Here is a 19,197-nt window from a genome sequence, read left to right on the forward strand (position 1 = left end):
TTTCTTTATTGAGCAAAATCATTGGTGATACACAGAAACTTATTTTATAATGCGAATTAATGATTTTTGATTCTACGACTTACGTTTTTATTGAGGTATACAAATGAGATTAATCCCGCTAAATCGCGCAGAACAAGTTGGCGCATGGTCAGCACAACACATTGTTAACCGTATTAATGCATTCAACCCAACAGCAGATCGTCCATTTGTTCTTGGCTTACCAACTGGCGGTACTCCACTAAACACGTATAAGAAACTTATTGAGCTTCATAAAGCTGGCGAAGTAAGCTTTAAGCACGTAGTAACATTCAACATGGATGAGTACATTGGCTTAGATGCTGATCACCCAGAATCTTACCGTACTTTCATGCACGAGAACTTCTTCAACCACATCGATATTCAAGCAGAAAACATCAACCTATTAGATGGTAATGCAGCAGATAACGAAGCTGAATGTCAACGTTACGAAGACAAGATCAAGTCTTACGGTCGCATCAACCTATTTATGGGTGGCGTGGGCAACGACGGTCACATCGCATTCAACGAACCAGCATCATCTTTATCTTCTCGTACTCGCATCAAAACGTTAACTGAAGATACGCGTATTGCAAACTCTCGCTTCTTCGGTGGCGACATGGATCTTGTTCCTAAGTACTCACTAACTATCGGTGTTGGTACTCTGCTTGATTCTGAAGAGATCATGATCCTAATCACAGGCCACAACAAAGGTCTTGCACTGCAAGCTGCGGTTGAAGGTTCTGTAAACCACATGTGGACTGTATCTGCACTTCAACTTCACCCTAAATCAGTAATCGTTTGTGATGAGCCATCAACACAAGAACTGAAAGTGAAAACAGTGAAATACTTCCAACAGCTTGAAGCTAAAAATATGGAAGGCTTTTAATTTATAGTGAACATTCACTTTAAATTAAGCTAAAAAAAACCACCGATTAAAAACGGTGGTTTTTTTATGCATGAAACTTACTTGAGCTTAAGCCTTTAATCTCTTAGGCAACTTAATCGATATCAACGCAGCCAATAACAAAAATCCAAACGACACCCATAAGCACGCAGCAAAGCCTGCAACTTGGAATACCCAGCCAGATAAAATGGTACCCACTAAACGCCCCATCGCATTGGCCATATAGTAGAAACCAACATCCATCGATACTCCATCACCTTTGGCATAACTCACAATTAAATAAGAGTGAAGTGATGAGTTAACAGCAAAAATACCACCGAAAATCAACAAGCCAATCACGATGACATATTCAGGTTGCCACCCCATCTGAACACTATAAGCAATAATCCCTGTCACCAAGGCTAATAAACTCACCCACCACATTGCAGCTCGGCCGTCAGGTACTTTCCCTTCCGCTTTACCGGTAATTTTAGGAGCAAAGCCTTGTACAAAACCATACGCAATTACCCATAACGCTAAAAAGCCACCGACCAATGAATGATCCCAATTAAAAACGCTACCAAGGTAAATGGGTAAAGCGACAACAAACCATACATCTCGAGCCCCAAACAGAAATAGGCGAGCGGCCGAAAGCGTATTAATTTGCTCTGATTTTGAAAACAATTGTGTAAATTTAGGCTTTGATTTTGCTTTCCCAATATCACCATCAAGTAAAAGTACGCTACCAATAAAGACCACAAACAGCACACTCGCCATTGCAATAACAGCAAACTGAAAACCAATTGTCGTTAGCAGTAAACCACCTAAAAAGAAGCCCGCTCCTTTAAGGGCATTTTTAGATCCTGTTAATATGGCAACCCACTTATAAAGCGCTCCTTCTTGCTCACTTGGAACAAGGGTTTTTATCGCACTTTTAGCACTCATTTTATTCAGATCTTTTGCGATACCAGAAAAGGCTTGAGCCGCCATCACCCAAGGTATGGTGAGCCAACTGCTTGGCAGGGCAAGCATTAATAACGCCCCAACCTGCATCAATAGACCAATGTTCATGGTTTTATTTAATCCAAGCCTTGCACCAAGCCAACCTCCAACTAAATTAGTCACCACACCAAAAAATTCATAAAACAAAAAGAGCGAAGCAATAGCTAATGTGCTGTATCCCAGATCATGAAAATAAAGCACCACTAACATGCGTAATGCACCATCAGTAATGGTGAAGTTCCAGTAGTTGAACGTCACTATCATATACTGGCGTACACTGTGGCTTAATTGTGAAAACATAAAAATCATCCGTTCAAATAAAAAAGCCCCAGAAGATAATCACTTTCTGAGGCCTTATCTAAAATTGATTATTTGCTAGCAATGGCATCAATGTATTCAATTTGCACAGGTTTTGTGAATGCGCCCGGACGTAATGCTTGTACTTGTTGCTTAATCACGTCTAGATCCCAACCTAAATCCAATAACAAATGCCCAGCCAGCAAACCTGTGCGGCCTGAACCACCCATACAATGCATTGCTACCTTGCCATTCTTTTCTAATACTTGTTGCAGCTCAGGAGTCGCTGATTTCCATTGTGCAGCAAACTCATCACCCGGTGCACAATCGTCTTCAATTGGCAAATAAAACCATTTCATGCCTAGACGTTGCACTTCTTCACCAAGAGCACCTACGCCTTTTTCTGTTAACTCATCTTGATTTAATGCCGTTGCTACTGCTTCAACACCTTGTGCTTTTAACTGCTCTAATGAGGCCGTTAACTCAACCCCTTTAGTTCCTGGGCACGGAGTTAAAACCAATGCGCTACCATTATCTGATACGGGTAATTCCCAAGTAGGATGTGTCATTTAAAATTCCTTAAACCAATGTCATTACTATTAAGCTAAACCAACGTTACGAACTAACTCAGCAGTACGCGTTGCGTAGCCCATTTCGTTATCATACCAAGCGTAAATCTTCACCATGCGCTTGCCCACAAGCATAGTAGATAGTGCATCTACAATCGTTGAGCGTTGGTCGCCTTTGTAATCAATCGATACGAGTGGGCGCTCCTCGTAACCTAAAATACCTTTTAGATCACCCTGTGCCGCATCCTTTAATAACTGATTTACTTCTTCAGCCGTGGTATCTCTTTTTACTTCAAAAATAATGTCAGTCAGTGATGCATTCGCTAAAGGAACTCGAACTGCATGACCATCAATTTTATTTTTAAGCTCAGGGAAGATTTCTACAATAGCTTTAGCAGAGCCCGTTGTTGTTGGGATCAAGCTCATGCCACACGCACGAGCACGGCGAAGATCTTTATGAGGAGCATCTAAAATGGTTTGTGTGTTGGTCAAATCATGAATAGTGGTAAATGCTGCATTTTCGATACCTAACTCCTTATTGATAACTTTAACAATTGGAGCAAGGCAGTTGGTAGTACAAGATGCCGCAGTCACAATTTGGTGAACCGCTGGATCAAAAATATCATCATTCACACCAACGACAATGTTTGCTACCCCGTCTTCTTTAACTGGAGCAGACACAACTACACGCTTAACACCTTGTGCTAAGTATTTATCTAAAAATGAACGTGAACGATGCACGCCAGTTGCTTCAATAACAACATCACAACCAGACCAATCAACCGCATCGATCTCTTTTTCTTGTGTTGTTTTAATGGTTTGACCATCAATGATCATATCACTTCCATTACTTGTCACTTCATGGTGCCAACGACCTTGAATAGAATCAAATTCAAGTAAATGTGCCAGTGTATGGGTATTACCCGCAACATCATTAATCTGTACAAACTCTAACTCAGGCCAATCGAATGCTGCTCTTAATGCCAAGCGTCCAATACGACCAAACCCATTAATACCTACTTTAATTGTCATCGTCTTAATCCTTAATTTAGCAACATACTTTCATTGCGTTTAATTTATCAGTGTCTTTTTGATACTCAGCCTGTAAACAATTGGATTGCTTCAAACCTACTATAATTTTGTTTAGCCAACCCGGTAAATCAGAGCTGACTTGGTAATACACCCATTGACCTTCACGGGTATCAACCAATACGCCGGATTGGCGTAGTTGAGCTAAATGACGAGAGATCTTTGGTTGACTCTCTTCTAGTGCTTCCGTTAATTGGTTTACACACAAGCGACCTTCACGAGCAATAAGCAATAAACAACGCATTCGTGTTTCATCTGATAGCATTTTGAAAAATTGATGAGGTAACATATTCAACCTTATATATGGATATATGCATTTCCATATATAATAGATTGAAAGACGCAAAGATCAAGACTAAAAGACAAACTGTCATAAAAGATTCATACTAGAAAAAATATTGGCAAGGAAAGCTAGAACATGAAAAGCAGCATAGACTTAAATTTATATCGTTTTCTTGATTCACTCTATGAACAAAAATCGTTAGCTAAAGTTTGTCATACATTAGATATCAGCAGAGCAACCTTTAATCGCTACTTATCTGAATGCCGCGAACTCTTTGGTAATGAATTATTCATTGCAGATAAAGGCCTTTATGCACCAACGCTTTTCACCACCCAGCTGATAAATATTATTAAAACCCCCTTAGAACAGCTTGAACAAGCACAGCAAACGGCTAAATCGTTTAATAATAAAGATGCCAATATCGAATATGTTTTTCATTTAGCAAATCCACTAAGCAGCTTGTTAACTGTTCCTCTTTTACAAGGGTTAACCCAAGATGATTGGCATCCTAAAATATCTATTGTTGATTGGTCTTTAGAAGGAATAGAGTTTCCTAAATCAGGCGCATTATCTATCGGAATCTCAGGTTACCCGAATCAACTAAATGAACGCATTATTGAACGAAAACTCGGGGAGTTAGATTTATTTGTATATGTATCTAAGCAGCACCCGTTAGCTTGTTCATCCCAAATTAGTCTCTCTGATTTAGCCCAATTTGATACTGTAAGGGTTTCGATGGGAAACCTCGATGACAATACGTACTATGAGCGACTACGTAAACAAACAGGAATAAACCTTGCTCAAAAACTCACGGTTTCTTCTGTCTCTTCTGCTATTGAGTGCGTAGAAATAAGCCAATACGCTTTTGTTTGCTTTGATATTTTAAAAAACAAACGTCCAATAAACGTATGTAAGCTACCTTTAACTCTCGATAATAAAGCAATGACGTTTAATGTTGGAATTCAATATCATCGTGCTTACTATCAACATCCTATTATTAAAAATATTGAAAAACTTCTGATTCAAAACCTAGAAAGTCATTAGATATAAAAAAGCCTCTGCTCATTAGTAATAACAAGCAGAGGCTATGGTTAAATTGTAACAATCACTTATTTAATTAACTCAATATCACCCGGTTTCCAAGAGTGATCATACCAAGCCTCTTGCGGTCCGTATAAACGTAAAATAGTAAACCACCCTTTACCCGGAACGGTTTCGACCCAGTTAGCTTCTTTGCCTTTTGGTGCTTTAGGTCCAAAATAAATATCAACTGAACCATCTTTATTTTCAATTAACTTATCACGTTGATTATTTTTACTTGGTAACGCTTGACCTGTTTGTAGTTCAGAGCGTGTTTGCGGATCATAAGCCACCACTGACCAAAAGTTTTTTGCTGGTACATTCGCAGGTATATTCAACTTATAATTTTTACCACCATCAAGATAATCTCCACCTTTCGATTTATCTACAATGGCATATTGGGAACCTTTATCGATGAGTTTCAGAGCCATTGCTGGCGTATTTACTGTCGCCATGTAGAAGAAATAGGTACGCGCATCCAGATTACGTCCCCCTTCTCCTTTATCGACTAACCACTGATAATCCTTTCCAATAAATGCGGTTTTCCATAAACGATCCGAGTAGATATAAGCCCCTTTATCGCGAGGTTGGAATATCAAAGCTCTTGCCGTTGCATTACCAATCGCTACGCCGTCTTTTAAGATCTTTTGCATACGAGCATCAGGTGCAAAAGGCTTTCCTTTTTGCAGACCGATACTCGACATTAAACCGCGCATTTCAGGGTCAATAAATGAAATTGGTTCTTTATCTAACACAACTTTTAGCTCATCGAAAAAATGCTCATTATTCGCATGAATAGTATTAAACTCTTTTTCACTTCCTGAGATAAATTCCATTTTAGGAGGTTGATTCTTCTGCGCTAACGGGTAAATTTTTAGCTCATTTTTATATGCATTGACTGCCGCATCTGTTTTACCGTCTTTTAAAAACCCACGAGCAATAAACCAGTTAACATAACTTGTTGATTGGGAAACAAAGTAACCCTCTGGAACCTCTCCGTCATAACCTGGAGGAAGAATTAAATATTTCCCGCCTTTACCTTTATCAGGACCAACAATACCTAAGTCAGTAACAAATCTGAAAAAAGCGTCATTGACCGTTGTTGGCCCCATGCCCGCAGGAACTTCAATAACCGTAGGGCCATCACGTTCAAGATCTAAAAATGCAGAAGCATAAACGGTATCGGTATTCCCGGTTAAAAACAGCGGGTTCGAATCCATTAATTTATCAAACACTACCACTTGGTTTGATTTACTCACTCCAATGCTTTCATGCCCCATTCTTAATGCTTCTAATGATGCCATTGGGATTGCATTCAAAAAAACTTCTGTTGAACGGATGGTATCTAAATTATCGTAAAGCTTTTGAGTGGTTTCTATTGTTGGTGCACCATCAGTAAAATTCAGCTCTCCAATACTCGTACTTACGGCATCCGGAGTCATGATGCTTGTTGGTATATCTGTATTGTACTTATCAGTCGCAAACGCTTGTGCCGTAAAAGCCAATGCAGTTAATGCTACCAACGTTTTCAATTTTGATTTGATCATCTTTTCACCTTCATGGTTAGTGTTGATGGTTTAACTATAGGTTTATCCATAATTTATTTCTGATATTCACCAAGCTCAAATTTAAGCTTTGTGATTTATTTTTGTTCTATATTCCCATCCCATTTTCTGTTGCTAGGCCACCAGTAAAACCAAGCCATAAGCGTTTTCTGCAAGATACTGTCCCATATAGAACTTTCCATCGATAGTGCCATAAAAATCAACAGCAGAAGAAATAAAAGAAATACTTATTTCTATTGAGATAAGTATTGGTAATAAACAGATTAAAAACAAATAAATGGATTAGAAACGCGCTATTTCATTAAGAATTGTAAACTAGTTCAAACTTATGCATTACTCGCCAGACCATTCATTTACTCACACTCATTTATTACCCATACGTAAAAGTGATTTTCATTTATTAGCTATTATCACGAATTAAGAAATAAATATAATAGCCGCATTGAAACTCAGCACACACTGTTGCGCTCTGTAATGAAGATTATTCTTTGGTTTATTCTCGAGTGATTTAACTCCTCTCTAAGCCAAAATACTATGAGAAAATGCTATGTCCCGAATCATTGTTGTAGGCGGTGGCGCTGCTGGTCTAGAGCTATCGACCTTATTAACTAAATCAACCCGTAAAGAAGATGAAATCATTCTGGTTGAACCAGAAACACATCATTATTGGAAACCTCGTTTGCACGAAATCGCAGCTGGCACATTTGATAGTGATTTAGATTCGGTTTGTTATTTCACTCACGGGGCTCATCACGGTTACCAACATTATCAAGGTGCGATGACGGGAATCGACCGTGAAAACCAAACCTTACTAGTTCGTCGTCCAGATGGCACAGAATCAGGCTTAAGTTATGATTATCTTGTGGTTGCCATTGGCGCAATAAGTAATGATTTTAATACCTTAGGAGCTCAAGAGCATTGCCTATTTTTAGGTTCAGCAGGTCAAGCACGCCAAGCGTGGAATCAAATTAGTCAAATCTTACGTGAAGGAAAAAGCAGCACAATAAACATTGTAGGAGCGGGTGCTACTGGTGTTGAGTTAGCGGCTGAATTAGCTCGAGTAAGTAAAAAATTAAAACGCTATAACGCTTCATCTTTAAGTATTAATTTGATTGAAGCGGCGCATCGAGTCTTACCTAACAGCCCACAAAAAATGTCTGATAAGGTATTAAAAGAGCTAGAAAAAAGTGGCGTAAATGTATTACTAGAAACTCGCATTAGTGAAGTAACAGTAAATGGCATGCGAACGGATGTTGATAAATTTCTTGGTGCTGATATCCAATTTTGGGCGGCGGGTGTAAAAGCGCCAGATTGGCTAAACGGTATTGGGGACTTAAGCTACAACCGTATGAACCAAATTAACGTGAACCAAAATCTGAGCTCAACCGAAGATCCTCGTATCTTTGCTATTGGTGATTGCGCTGCAATTCCACAACCTGATGGTTCTTTTGTTCCACCAAAAGCTCAAGCCGCTAACCGTGCAGCGGTTCACTTAGCTAAAAGCTTAGGTCGTTATTTACGTGGGAAAGAGCTAACAGATTTTATCTTCCAAGACAGTGGAATGGTGGTTGCTGTTGGTCATCACTTTGCCGTTGGTACTTTTGCTCCGGGGACACGTTTAGAAGGAAAATTAGTGTTACAAGGTCGATTAATTCGCCGTTTATACGACACGATTTTCCGCCTACACCAACGCACAGTGACAGGAATGTTTACCGTCTCTCGCTTAATGATCACTAAGCGCTTAAAGGCCTTCTTTAAACCGGCAGGAATTTAACTTAGCGGCTATAAAGAGATAAATAAAAAACGGCAACCTTATTTTAGGTTGCCGTTTTTGTTCCTGTCTGAGGACATTAAAGTTTGATCGTAAATGTGCAAAGTTGACACGATAATAAGTGGTTAATGAAGAAAAGTTTGATCATTTTTACACTCGAATTCTACTCATGGAGTCTAGAAAGCGACAATAAAGATTGATCGATTCTAGCAGAGCTCTTACCAAACCATTTAGCTCCGAAGAGCTAAATGTACGGTTCTGATTCATTCGTTCATTTCATTAAATAGGTTCGCAGGTACTTCCTGACTTTTTGTAACCTCGGTCACAATTCCAACCACTCCCATAAACATCAATGTGTGCATTTGCTGGAACATTGACCTTTAGACATTGTGAACCTGATTTCCTGTAACCTCGGTCACAGTCCCAACCACTCCCATAAACATCAATGTGTGCATTTGCTGGGACATTAACCTTCAGACACTGTGACCCTGATTTCCTATAACCTCGGTCACAATCCCAACCACTCCCATAAACATCAATATGTGCATTTGCTGGGATATTAACCTTCAGACACTGTGACCCTGATTTCCTATAACCTCGGTCACAATCCCAACCACTCCCATAAACATCAATGTGTGCATTTGCTGGGATATTAACCTTCAGACACTGTGACCCTGATTTCCTATAACCTCGGTCACAATCCCAACCACTCCCATAAACATCAATGTGTGCATTTGCTGGGACATTGACCTTTAGACATTGTGAGCCTGATTTCCTGTAACCTCGGTCACAGTCCCAACCCGTTCCATAGATGTCAACATGAGCATTCTCGGGTAGACCATTATTACTACGCTGATTAGGCTTAGAAGGTGTAAGTTGTGTATTTTTTTTGGCAACAGCTTGCCTCAACATTGACACAAGACTCTGATTGATAAGTCCATCTTGCTTAATGTTCATATAACGCTGAAAAGCCATTATTGCATTAGCAGTTCCCCTACCATAGTCACCATCAATAGGTCCTGGCTGATAACCTAAGCTTGTCAAAAGTTGTTGCACCTCTCTTGTTAAATGAGCGGGCGGTTTACGAGAGTTCTCTTTGGAAGAGTTGGCATTTTTCTTGAAGCGTTGATCTATTAGTTCTGCTTCTCGAGTTGCTTCTGAAACAATTATAGCCCTCGATTTTTCAACTTCCCGTTCAGCTCTTGATAGGTCTCCCTGGCGATAGCGATAATTACTACACCTACTATTATAATCATTAACAATTCGATTAAACTCATCTATACCTCCGTTTGTATTGAAGATATTTCTCATCGCTTCAATACGCATACTTTCGCGTGTGCACCAACTAATTTGTGAAACAGAAAGTATGTTATTTAAACCGACGGGTGGTTTGGTAAACTGAGGTTTAGGAATCTCATTTGGCTTGATATTTTTTTCTACGTTAGACGAACTTCCTAATTGGGAAGTTGAAGGTGTCTGTACGTTGGCAGCCTTGGGGCTAACTGAACTATTACTTGTACTAGCTTTAGGCACAGAACTAGGGCTATCGTAATTCTGGCTTATCGCCATGAAAATACCGGCAATGAGTAGGAACCAAAATATATACCCCCAACTTACACCCGATTGGTTAGATTTCTGTCGTTCATCTTGCACTGTTTCAACTGTGACTTCTGGTTCTGAGCCTGCACTTACAGTGTTTTCATGTTTTGAACTAAACTTAGTTTCAGATGTGGATGCTATTATGGTATCAGTAGGGGTTTCAGACTGAAAATCAGATTCGACTGAGTCAGCTTTATCTTCATTCTTTGAGTGCAGCTGTGATAAACCACTAAACCCTTTGGGATTCTTATTACTCATTAAACTAATTTACCCCAAAGATTTCACTTAATCGAGAAGCTCTCTTATCCATCATAACGCTAACCAGTGTGCTAAACATATGGTAGTTCGTAGCACTGATATCTAAGCTTGCATTAACTTTACTATCTCCAACGAGACTGTATGTACATTGACCATTGTATACGTTGGAAGATAAACGACTCCATGGCACTAAAACTGGCTCACTCGCTCGAAGAAACTTTTTCCGGTGTAAAACGAGCCCATCGTCTCGAACACCAATACCAGAAAAATGCTCCTTCGCTTTGCACACAACATCAATTGCAAAATTTATCATCAGCTTATAGCCAACACCCTTCCAAAACCTATCTAACAGGGCGCTAAAGTGTTCCTGTTTCTTTGTGGTTATTTTGTAAGTACGACTAACACCACCATATTCAAATATATAATCTGTCGTTAGGCTTCGGCTTATTACTTGGTAGCGATAAAAAGTAATATCTTCAAATCTAACAAAAGCCCTTTTCCAAGAAATACCCAACGCGCTAATCTTCAATTCATCTTTGAAAGCAAGACCTATCTCAGCGCTATAAGCCATCTCAAGCTCATATTTTACTTGTTCCCTAGCTTCATTTTCGGCTCTTTGCTGTCTTTCAAACTCAATATCTTTAATGTCGGCAATGTCTTTTTCCACACGCTCTGAAAAGCTAGTTACTTCTCCAAAAAGCTCAAGGCTAATCTCGCTTAGTTTTTTTGTTATGTCATCTTGAAGCATTTCATTGAACATATACAAACTAAGATCGCGAACTTTGTACGCCAATTTTTTGCTCTCTTCATGCTCTAGCCCTTTCCCTTGGAAGCTCACTTGAATAGGTTGAGCTATTGTATCCCAGCCTCTTAGGCTAGTTATTAGTTTCGATATAAGTTGGTCCAAATGGTCATTCGAGTACTGGCTAGTAGTAATTGTCATGATATTTTCAATCAACGACTCAATAGATGCAGTTTCTTCAGCAAGAGCATGCTTTGTAGCCACCTCATAATAATCAACTAGATCTTGAATAAGTGTATAGCACTGCCTAACACCACTCATTGAATTTTCATCAACAATATCAGTCACTAAAGATACCAACGTCTGACTATCTAACCTATCCAATGAGTCTTTAATAGACTGATTGAAGTAGTCCTTTCGCAGGTTAACTCCGTCCTCTAGCTGTGAAGCATCACTTAATAATGGGAAACCTGAGTACTTTCTCTCTTGATTAAGCAGAACCATGACTTCATCTAAACAGAGGTATAAACCTTCAAAAAGGTCCGCTAACCTCAAAATTGAATCTTTGACAAGTTTGTGGCTTTCACCTTTGTAAAGGCTCAATGATGACGAAATTAAGTTCAACTGATCTAATGCGTGTAAATGTCTAAGATCAATAAGATCATTTAGTGATTTAATGGTAAGTTCTCGAAGAACAGTTGGCTCTGTCACTCCAATCAACCAACCTAACTCTGACTGAACTCTCAAGCGAGGGGAAACTACTTCACTTAAAAGATCTCGATCTGAGTCATTAAACAAACTAAACTCTTCTTCTAGTTCTGAAAGTTCAGCTCTAGTATTACGTAATGTTGCGTTTAAGAGAAAGAATGGGTTTTCTTTAATATTCATAATCACAGAAATCCGATTTTATTTTTATTAATTGAAGGTATCATCGGTAACAATTCAATCGCAGACATGAACTCATTGTGACCAAGTGTACTTATTCTGCCTTTTGCAGTTTTTCTAGCAGCCTCTTTCACTACGAAGTCAATATCTGCCAACGTACGGCCAATCAAACTATCAATGACTTCATCTTTAATTGCTTCACTTTCAAGTGGTAACCCCCGCGTCAAAAAATTTAATGAAGCTCTAATCTCGCTTTCATTTGGAATACCGATTTCTATCAGATAATTAAAACGGCCTTTACGCTTTAGCGCTGGATCAATATTTTCGATGAAATTCGTCATTCCTATAATCAATACGCCAGCATTTATAGCTTCTGGTATCCACCTTAGAAACTCATTAACCTCTTCCAGTTTATGGTCTTTGGCTGTACTTCTATTTGATGTATAGGATTCCATTTCATCGATAAGAATAACGCTAGGCGCGCACCTAATTGCTTCATCAAATACTTCAGCAATCTTTTTGCTTGTTTCATGAATGTAGGGACTTGCTACTGATGCAGAGTCCACCTTAAAAACTGGCCAGCCCAAGTGATTCACGATCTTTTCCGCAGCATAAGTTTTCCTGCATCCAGGTGGGCCATATAGGATAAAAGATGACGGTCCCTCAATACCCATTTTCCTATAAGAGTCACGGTTGTTTATTACATCAATTATGTACTCATTGACAAACTCTTCCAGCGACTCTCTGCCAAACAGTTCAAACTCGCACAAATACTTATTCACAGTTGGGTCTGACGGTTCTAACACATAGCTCACTCCAGCTAACTCAAAGCACTCTTCAAGCTCAGCATCATTCAACGGAGTTAATTTGGATACTGCCTTAAAAGAACTGTCCTTAAGGTTCACACCATTTGTTAACCACAACTTATAAGACAGCTCGTTGTCAAGATCATTTCCTAAATCTAAAGGTAGAAGCACTGAGTACTTTTCTACATAGAGACTATTTTTAGTGCTGCCTGGTTTTTCTTTCGAATTTAAATAGGCATGAGTGAATGATAGAGCCTGCGAAAAATCAACTAACCCGAGACCAATATCAAAACTAGACACCGAAAAACAATCTTCTATTTCAAAATAATAAAATTCTTCACTACCCAAATTGATGGAACTAAACAAACTTCTGGGTAAATAATCGTTTTTAACCCAGAAGCTGCATAGCTCCTGAGTTACGACGATAATATTTTTCTTATTATCAAGTTTGTATATTGCAGCTGAGTCTACTAATAGTAACCGCTCAATAATCGCTTCACCAGAAGGTAACCTGTACCGCATTGGCAATAACACGCTGTTCATCTTAGCTTTCTACTATATTCGCAAAGACTGTAGAATCTAGATCAGGAGCACCGCCCACTCGGTTTTGGAACAAATGAAAGTTTACTGTTCTTAATTCATCTATATTGTTATTTTCGATACAATGTATTCCTTGCTGCACACATTCGTTAAACTTAACTTTATCAATAAACGCAGCCTCTTCAGAACACAAAACCTTAAATTGCTCAACGACAAACCAGTCTTGCTTATACAGAATTTCAAAATTCTTTGAGCGTAGTTCATCCATTGCCACCTCAAAGTCATGTGACTTACTTGCAATTGCATTTTGGGCAGTATTCATAAGCTTTATAACCACTGCGTGATCTGATTCTTCAGCATACTGTTCAATGTATTCACTATAAGTATTTTTCATCTTATCGAACTCTAGTGCTCTGATAGTTGATAAGTTTTGACTTCTAACTTTTGACAACTGACGCTTGGCTTCCAGTAGCTTTTCCATTGCTTCCTGAGATTCTTCAGGGGTAACTGCTCTCTGATTCTTTTCTTCTGCCAAAACCACATTTTCGAATACTCGATTAATTTCATCATTATCTAGAATATCTCGTATCTCGCTAACTCGCTCTTTTAAGCTATCGGTTTCCATAGAAATAATTGCTTTTGAATCAGCATGGTTGATTTGGTTTTCTTGTCGAGAGTAGAAATTCTTACCTGAGTTAAATACACCACCAATACATGGTATTGATACCTCTAAATTGATCGCACCGGAATCAAAAATTTCATAAATACACTCAATGTCAGCACCCGCTGGTACGACTCCAACCTCAAAATCATGGCCAGAAATTTTCAGCACACCCACAGGTCTGTTGTCTGTTACAGGATCCTCTATGTCACCTTCCCAAAGCTTTATATTTATACTATTGTCCGTGCCTGCCCTAAGAGTTTCTGCCGCCTTAAACATCTTTGTACCTTTAACCGGTAACGAGTCGCCTGATTTGACCAAGTACGACAAACTAGATTTACCACCTAAACTACTCAGTGCTTCGATCGAGATCGAGTGGGATGCTGGTATAGCCTCTACTGTTGCAGATGTTTTTGTAATAGAGATTTGACTATCATTTATTGCTACCGTATTACCTAAAGGGTCAAATACGAACACTTTGAATAGGTTTTCCCCCATAATTCCCAGTGGGACTGTAATCGTTGACATAGCCTCAAGAGCAACTCTACCCGACGTCCAACCAGTGCTGATACTATCGACTTGATATTCATAACCCTCTGTATAGTCATCAAATTTAATTGCTATCTTCGATGCTTTGTTAGGAGTTCTAGCTTGAAATTTGAATACCAAAGATAGTGCCCCCTTAGACTCAATGACTCCACGAGATGACTTTCTTTCACGATTTTGTGTGGTCCAATCTATTGACTCTGCAAAAATACTTGCGCCTTCAGCTACAGCTGTCATCGGGTTTACTTCGGTTGAACCTTTAATCCCCAATTCAAAACAGACCTTGTCACGAAGCGGCTTGTAATTAGTTGGTCCGCCAACAAATACAACTCTCTCAATATAATCAGGGGTAAGGTGCGCTTTTGATAAAGCCTCTCGTGCGGCCTCAACAGACTCTAGAACTAAGTTATTAATTAGATGGTCAAACTCATCTCTAGAAATCTCAATATCTAAATACATCTCTTCACCGTCGAGATCAAACTCTCTGATCTCTGTTTCTGACAATGAAATTACTGCTGCCTCTTTAGATGATAACTCAATCTTAGCCCTCTCGGCCGCATAGTTTGCCATTCTCACCATGGTTGAATACTTAGGATCAACGAGAAAGTTATCAGGCAAATTGAAGTTATTCCTTAACCATGGTTTAACAATTTTATCCATAAGGAGTCGGTCAAAATCACGACCTCCACACATAGCAATTCCACCATGAGATAGAAGATTTACTTTACCTCTATGACTTTCTGCGATCGCAATATCAAGGGTGCCACCACCTAAATCGTAAACAAGAAAAGTACCATCCAATGCCCCTTCTTTCATAACGCTCATTACAGCGGCAACTGGTTCTTGCATCAAAGCAACGTTATTTATACCAGCCAAGTTGGCTGCATCAACAGTTGCATCTTTTTGCATTTGGTTGAATGCTGCTGGAACAGTAATAACAACACCAGTTTCTGGGTCTAGTCGAAGCTCTTCATTCAAGTATCCATAGAGCGTTTTCAAAACTTCAGCAGAGCACTGCTCTGGTGTTTTTACTTCATTAACGGCTTTAAATTCTATTGGGGTACTCGTTCCCATCAACCTTTTAAAAAGTACAGCTGAATTACTTGGACTACGTGCAGCTTGTTCATAAGCTCGTTGCCCAACTAACTTATTGCCTCGCCTGTCGAGATAAATCGCAGATGGAGTAATGTCATTTTGTTCAGGGCTTTTCCATATTTTTGTTTTTTGACCATCAAATGATGCTATTGCACTGTTCGTAGTACCCAGATCGATCCCAACAAAGTTTTTCATTTTTTACTCCCAAGAATAACTGTACCCATCTGTTCAATACCCTTTTCACTCATAATCAAAGGGGATAGTACTTGGTCAATATATAGCTCTTCACTTTCATCAAAATCATCAATATTTAGTGCTGATACAGCCATGCCAGCATCGTAATCTTGACCTTCTAAATCAATAATTTTCAAACCGCTACTCTCCAACTCACCAGAAATCTTTTTAACAAACCACTTCAGCTGACTTTGAAAACGAGTTTGATCTTTCATAGACAATTTGGCTAAAACACGCTCATTTGCCTTGGCAAAACGCCAAGACTCGGAAGCAAGTTCAACTAAAGATTTAAGATATGAATTACTAGGCTCAGACATAACACTTCCCAAATATGGATGATGAGGGTTCTCACAACAACCCGAATTATGTAGACAATGTATCATATTGTACTTTTGTCGAACATTGCTCTAGGGCATATTGAATACGGATAATTTTCCGTACCAACGATTTTTGTAGTGGTTATTGAATCAAAGTCCTCTCAATAGCCTTATCCAAAGTTCTATCCATGCAGTCTCATACTCACTTTCGATTCTAAGAACCGTTTCACCATCTACTTTTTTGGTTCTAAAAATGGCTTAATTTCACCCACTACTGAACAATGCTCTTAGTTTGCTTTGGCATCGTCAAGCAATGTGTACCCTCCTCTAATTTGGTATTGATCATCCAATTTTGTACAATGTCGAGCAACAAAAGCTTTAGGTTACTTTGCTAACCTAGCAGCAAGAACAATGACATATTGTTTGGAGAATGGATATTCGACTTCGATATCAATAAGTGGCTTTATCCACTTCAAGTTCATTTTGACGTCGTTGGAAACTTCTTGATCGGTAAAAATGGGACAGGGTACTTTCATAATACCTCCCAGTATACTTTCTCTACTTGAAGTTTTTCGGCAATGAGTTTGTCACCAAACTCTAGAGCGAGCTTTACAGGAAGCGTTAGCTGGGAACCATCGGCAAAATCGATGAGTAAGCCTTTTTCTTAAGGGTGACGAATATATAGTTATCGGCAAATAATTAAAGAGTCAGCAAACGGAATTGGAAACTACTCTCGAGTATTGATGACCTCGTTACACCAATCGAATAGCAAAAATGCCGCAAACTCAATTCCTGAATGAAAGTAGTATGCTCGGACAACAGTAGCACTCTTAACACGAACACTTTCTCTTGAGCTACCAAACTCTCCGACTTTTATGAAAGGAACGTGATCTTTTCGCGTCCCTTCGCCTCGCTTTTCATCTAAACGCTTTTGGTCTTTCTTATTGAGTGGCTTATCTGCATCTGACATAAAAAACTCTTGCTAAGCTAAACTTAGCAAGAGGTAAAAAACAATCAAACGTTATTGTCTTCCGACAATTCCATTATAGAACAATTAAAACCTACTCCACCGTCACCGCTTTAGCTAAGTTACGAGGCTGATCGACATCCGTTCCTTTGATTAATGCAACATGGTACGAAAGCAGCTGCATCGGAATAGTGTAGTAAATTGGGGCAGTAATATCACTCACATGAGGCATAGTAATGATCTTCATGCTTTCATCCGCTTCAAAGCCCGCTTGCTCATCAGCAAATACATACAATAAGCCACCACGAGCACGCACTTCTTCTACGTTTGATTTTAGCTTCTCTAGTAAATCATTCGTAGGCGCCACCACCACCACTGGCATTTCTGCATCAATAAGCGCTAATGGACCATGCTTTAACTCACCCGCAGCATACGCTTCAGCGTGAATATAAGAGATTTCTTTTAGCTTCAGAGACGCTTCAACAGCAATTGGATAAAACTCCCCACGACCTAAAAATAATGTGTGATGTTTATCTGCAAAATCTGGGGCTAACGCTTCAATCTCTTTATCAAACGACAATGCTTGTTCAATTTGAGCCGGCAACGCATGCAGCGCTTCAACAATCTCTTTTTCTTTCTCTTTTGAAATACGATTTTGTTGTTTACCTAATGCCGTTACCAACATAAGTAATGCAGCAAGCTGAGTCGTAAATGCTTTGGTTGACGCGACACCAATTTCAGTTCCTGCTCGTGTCATGAAAGCAAAATCAGATTCACGAACCAATGAAGAACCCGCTACGTTACATACCGTCATTGCCCCCATGTAACCACGTTCTTTAGCTAAGCGAAGAGCTGCTAACGTATCCGCCGTTTCACCTGATTGAGATAACGTAATTAATAAACTATTTGGACGAGTTACAAATTTGCGGTAACGGAACTCAGAAGCAATTTCCACATCACAACTAACGCCAGCTAATGACTCAAACCAATAGCGTGCTGTCATCCCTGCATTGTAAGAGGTACCACAAGCAATGATTTGTACGTGTTCAACTTTATTTAAAATCTCAACCGCATTTACACCAATACTTTCTGTTACAACAGAATCATTAGTAATACGCCCTTCCATCGTATTAATTAACGCTTTTGGCTGCTCAAAAACTTCTTTTTGCATGAAGTGACGATATTGTCCTTTATCACCCGCATCATGCTCTGCATTTGATTCCGTAATGGCACGCTCAACCTGCTCACCACAAGCATCGAATACACGGATCTCACGACGAGTAATCTCAGCAACATCCCCTTCTTCAAGATACATAAAGCGACGAGTGACATTCAATAGCGCCAGTTGATCAGACGCTAAAAAGTTTTCACCAACACCACAACCAATAACAATTGGACTGCCAGATCGAGCAACAACCAAACGTTCTGGTTCACGACGATCCATCACTACTGTACCGTAAGCACCTTCTAATTGAGTTACTGTTTTCTGAACTGCTTCAAGCAATGAGTCAGACGAACGCAATTCCCATTCAACCAAATGAGCAATCACTTCGGTATCGGTTTGAGATTCAAAAATATAGCCACGCTCTTGTAATAAAGTACGTAATGACTCGTGATTCTCAATAATACCGTTGTGAACCAGAGTGATGTCCCCTGATACGTGTGGGTGTGCGTTCACTTCTGATGGTTCACCATGTGTAGCCCAACGTGTATGAGCGATACCTGTACCACCAACAACATGCGCAGTTTCAACCGCATCAGCAAGTTCTTTTACCTTACCTAAACGACGAATACGCGTGTAATTATGCTCAGCATCAACAACGGCAACTCCAGCGGAGTCATAACCGCGATACTCTAAACGACGTAAGCCTTCAACTAAGATCTCAGCAACATCTCTTTGTGCTACCGCACCAACAATCCCACACATGGCGACACTCCATTATTCTAAATATATAATTTTTTACTTTTAACCGTAACTCGACAGCAATAA

General features: G+C 39.5%; 15 protein-coding genes. 3 read left to right on the top strand and 12 right to left on the bottom strand.

Going from position 1 to position 19,197, the window contains the following annotated elements; all coding sequences use genetic code 11:
- Positions 1 to 103: 103 nt before the first annotated feature.
- Positions 104 to 904, top strand: a complete 801-nt coding sequence (gene nagB / locus AVFI_RS12380; RefSeq protein ID WP_054775317.1) for a glucosamine-6-phosphate deaminase — start codon at positions 104 to 106, stop codon at positions 902 to 904.
- Between the two features lie 87 nt (positions 905 to 991).
- Here nagB and arsJ read toward each other — a convergent pair whose 3' ends face one another.
- From arsJ to AVFI_RS12400, 4 genes are all read right to left on the bottom strand, one after another.
- On the bottom strand, positions 992 to 2,203 hold the full coding sequence (arsJ, locus tag AVFI_RS12385; RefSeq protein ID WP_054775316.1) for an organoarsenical effux MFS transporter ArsJ: 1,212 nt from the start codon (positions 2,201 to 2,203) through the stop codon (positions 992 to 994).
- A 68-nt stretch (positions 2,204 to 2,271) separates the two neighbouring features.
- Positions 2,272 to 2,769 carry a phosphatase domain-containing putative toxin gene (locus AVFI_RS12390; RefSeq protein WP_054775315.1) on the bottom strand — a complete coding sequence of 166 codons (498 nt, stop codon included), beginning with the start codon at positions 2,767 to 2,769 and terminating at the stop codon, positions 2,272 to 2,274.
- Between the two features lie 30 nt (positions 2,770 to 2,799).
- Positions 2,800 to 3,801 carry an ArsJ-associated glyceraldehyde-3-phosphate dehydrogenase gene (locus tag AVFI_RS12395; RefSeq protein ID WP_054775314.1) on the bottom strand — a complete coding sequence of 334 codons (1,002 nt, stop codon included), beginning with the start codon at positions 3,799 to 3,801 and terminating at the stop codon, positions 2,800 to 2,802.
- 16 nt (positions 3,802 to 3,817) lie between these two features.
- Positions 3,818 to 4,147 (bottom strand): metalloregulator ArsR/SmtB family transcription factor, encoded by a 330-nt coding sequence (locus AVFI_RS12400; protein WP_012533435.1) that lies wholly within the window; start codon positions 4,145 to 4,147, stop codon positions 3,818 to 3,820.
- Positions 4,148 to 4,276: 129 nt separating this feature from the next.
- Here AVFI_RS12400 and AVFI_RS12405 point away from each other — a divergent pair, with 129 nt between their 5' ends.
- The gene (locus AVFI_RS12405) at positions 4,277 to 5,185 is read left to right on the top strand and encodes a substrate-binding domain-containing protein (protein WP_054775313.1); all 909 of its coding nucleotides are present in this window, start codon (positions 4,277 to 4,279) and stop codon (positions 5,183 to 5,185) included.
- A 65-nt stretch (positions 5,186 to 5,250) separates the two neighbouring features.
- Here AVFI_RS12405 and AVFI_RS12410 read toward each other — a convergent pair whose 3' ends face one another.
- Complete coding sequence (locus AVFI_RS12410) at positions 5,251 to 6,768, bottom strand: DUF1254 domain-containing protein (protein ID WP_188863401.1); 1,518 nt, start codon at positions 6,766 to 6,768, stop codon at positions 5,251 to 5,253.
- Between the two features lie 565 nt (positions 6,769 to 7,333).
- Here AVFI_RS12410 and AVFI_RS12415 point away from each other — a divergent pair.
- Complete coding sequence (locus tag AVFI_RS12415; protein WP_188863400.1) at positions 7,334 to 8,560, top strand: NAD(P)/FAD-dependent oxidoreductase; 1,227 nt, start codon at positions 7,334 to 7,336, stop codon at positions 8,558 to 8,560.
- A gap of 276 nt (positions 8,561 to 8,836) precedes the next feature.
- Here AVFI_RS12415 and AVFI_RS12420 read toward each other — a convergent pair whose 3' ends face one another.
- From AVFI_RS12420 to glmS, 7 genes are all read right to left on the bottom strand, one after another.
- On the bottom strand, positions 8,837 to 10,414 hold the full coding sequence (locus AVFI_RS12420; protein WP_252653950.1) for a peptidoglycan-binding protein: 1,578 nt from the start codon (positions 10,412 to 10,414) through the stop codon (positions 8,837 to 8,839).
- A 4-nt stretch (positions 10,415 to 10,418) separates the two neighbouring features.
- Entirely contained in the window at positions 10,419 to 12,044 is a 1,626-nt protein-coding gene (locus AVFI_RS12425) for a hypothetical protein (RefSeq protein ID WP_054775789.1), read from the bottom strand.
- Positions 12,045 to 12,046: 2 nt separating this feature from the next.
- Positions 12,047 to 13,390, bottom strand: a complete 1,344-nt coding sequence (locus AVFI_RS12430; protein WP_188863672.1) for an AAA family ATPase — start codon at positions 13,388 to 13,390, stop codon at positions 12,047 to 12,049.
- Between the two features lies 1 nt (position 13,391).
- A complete protein-coding gene (locus tag AVFI_RS12435) occupies positions 13,392 to 15,884 on the bottom strand; it encodes an Hsp70 family protein (RefSeq protein ID WP_188863673.1) in 2,493 nt (830 codons plus the stop codon).
- Positions 15,881 to 16,240 carry a hypothetical protein gene (locus tag AVFI_RS12440; RefSeq protein ID WP_054775785.1) on the bottom strand — a complete coding sequence of 120 codons (360 nt, stop codon included), beginning with the start codon at positions 16,238 to 16,240 and terminating at the stop codon, positions 15,881 to 15,883. Before AVFI_RS12440 ends, AVFI_RS12435 begins: the two co-directional genes overlap by 4 nt.
- Positions 16,241 to 16,967: 727 nt before the next feature.
- Entirely contained in the window at positions 16,968 to 17,210 is a 243-nt protein-coding gene (locus AVFI_RS12445; RefSeq protein WP_236782092.1) for a PDDEXK family nuclease, read from the bottom strand.
- Between the two features lie 91 nt (positions 17,211 to 17,301).
- On the bottom strand, positions 17,302 to 19,134 hold the full coding sequence (gene glmS / locus AVFI_RS12450) for a glutamine--fructose-6-phosphate transaminase (isomerizing) (protein WP_054775784.1): 1,833 nt from the start codon (positions 19,132 to 19,134) through the stop codon (positions 17,302 to 17,304).
- Positions 19,135 to 19,197 lie beyond the last annotated feature (63 nt).

The organism is Aliivibrio fischeri ATCC 7744 = JCM 18803 = DSM 507 (genome assembly GCF_023983475.1).
Lineage (GTDB): Bacteria > Pseudomonadota > Gammaproteobacteria > Enterobacterales > Vibrionaceae > Aliivibrio > Aliivibrio fischeri.

Bases quoted from the DNA above. Each gene is read 5' to 3' on its own strand.
- nagB (WP_054775317.1), top strand. From the start codon at position 104: ATGAGATTAATCCCGCTAAATCGCGCAGAACAAGTTGGCGCATGGTCA.
- arsJ (WP_054775316.1), bottom strand. From the start codon at position 2,203: ATGTTTTCACAATTAAGCCACAGTGTACGCCAGTATATGATAGTGACG.
- AVFI_RS12390 (WP_054775315.1), bottom strand. From the start codon at position 2,769: ATGACACATCCTACTTGGGAATTACCCGTATCAGATAATGGTAGCGCA.
- AVFI_RS12395 (WP_054775314.1), bottom strand. From the start codon at position 3,801: ATGACAATTAAAGTAGGTATTAATGGGTTTGGTCGTATTGGACGCTTG.
- AVFI_RS12400 (WP_012533435.1), bottom strand. From the start codon at position 4,147: ATGTTACCTCATCAATTTTTCAAAATGCTATCAGATGAAACACGAATG.
- AVFI_RS12405 (WP_054775313.1), top strand. From the start codon at position 4,277: ATGAAAAGCAGCATAGACTTAAATTTATATCGTTTTCTTGATTCACTC.
- AVFI_RS12410 (WP_188863401.1), bottom strand. From the start codon at position 6,768: ATGATCAAATCAAAATTGAAAACGTTGGTAGCATTAACTGCATTGGCT.
- AVFI_RS12415 (WP_188863400.1), top strand. From the start codon at position 7,334: ATGTCCCGAATCATTGTTGTAGGCGGTGGCGCTGCTGGTCTAGAGCTA.
- AVFI_RS12420 (WP_252653950.1), bottom strand. From the start codon at position 10,414: ATGAGTAATAAGAATCCCAAAGGGTTTAGTGGTTTATCACAGCTGCAC.
- AVFI_RS12425 (WP_054775789.1), bottom strand. From the start codon at position 12,044: ATGAATATTAAAGAAAACCCATTCTTTCTCTTAAACGCAACATTACGT.
- AVFI_RS12430 (WP_188863672.1), bottom strand. From the start codon at position 13,390: ATGAACAGCGTGTTATTGCCAATGCGGTACAGGTTACCTTCTGGTGAA.
- AVFI_RS12435 (WP_188863673.1), bottom strand. From the start codon at position 15,884: ATGAAAAACTTTGTTGGGATCGATCTGGGTACTACGAACAGTGCAATA.
- AVFI_RS12440 (WP_054775785.1), bottom strand. From the start codon at position 16,240: ATGTCTGAGCCTAGTAATTCATATCTTAAATCTTTAGTTGAACTTGCT.
- AVFI_RS12445 (WP_236782092.1), bottom strand. From the start codon at position 17,210: ATGTCAGATGCAGATAAGCCACTCAATAAGAAAGACCAAAAGCGTTTA.
- glmS (WP_054775784.1), bottom strand. From the start codon at position 19,134: ATGTGTGGGATTGTTGGTGCGGTAGCACAAAGAGATGTTGCTGAGATC.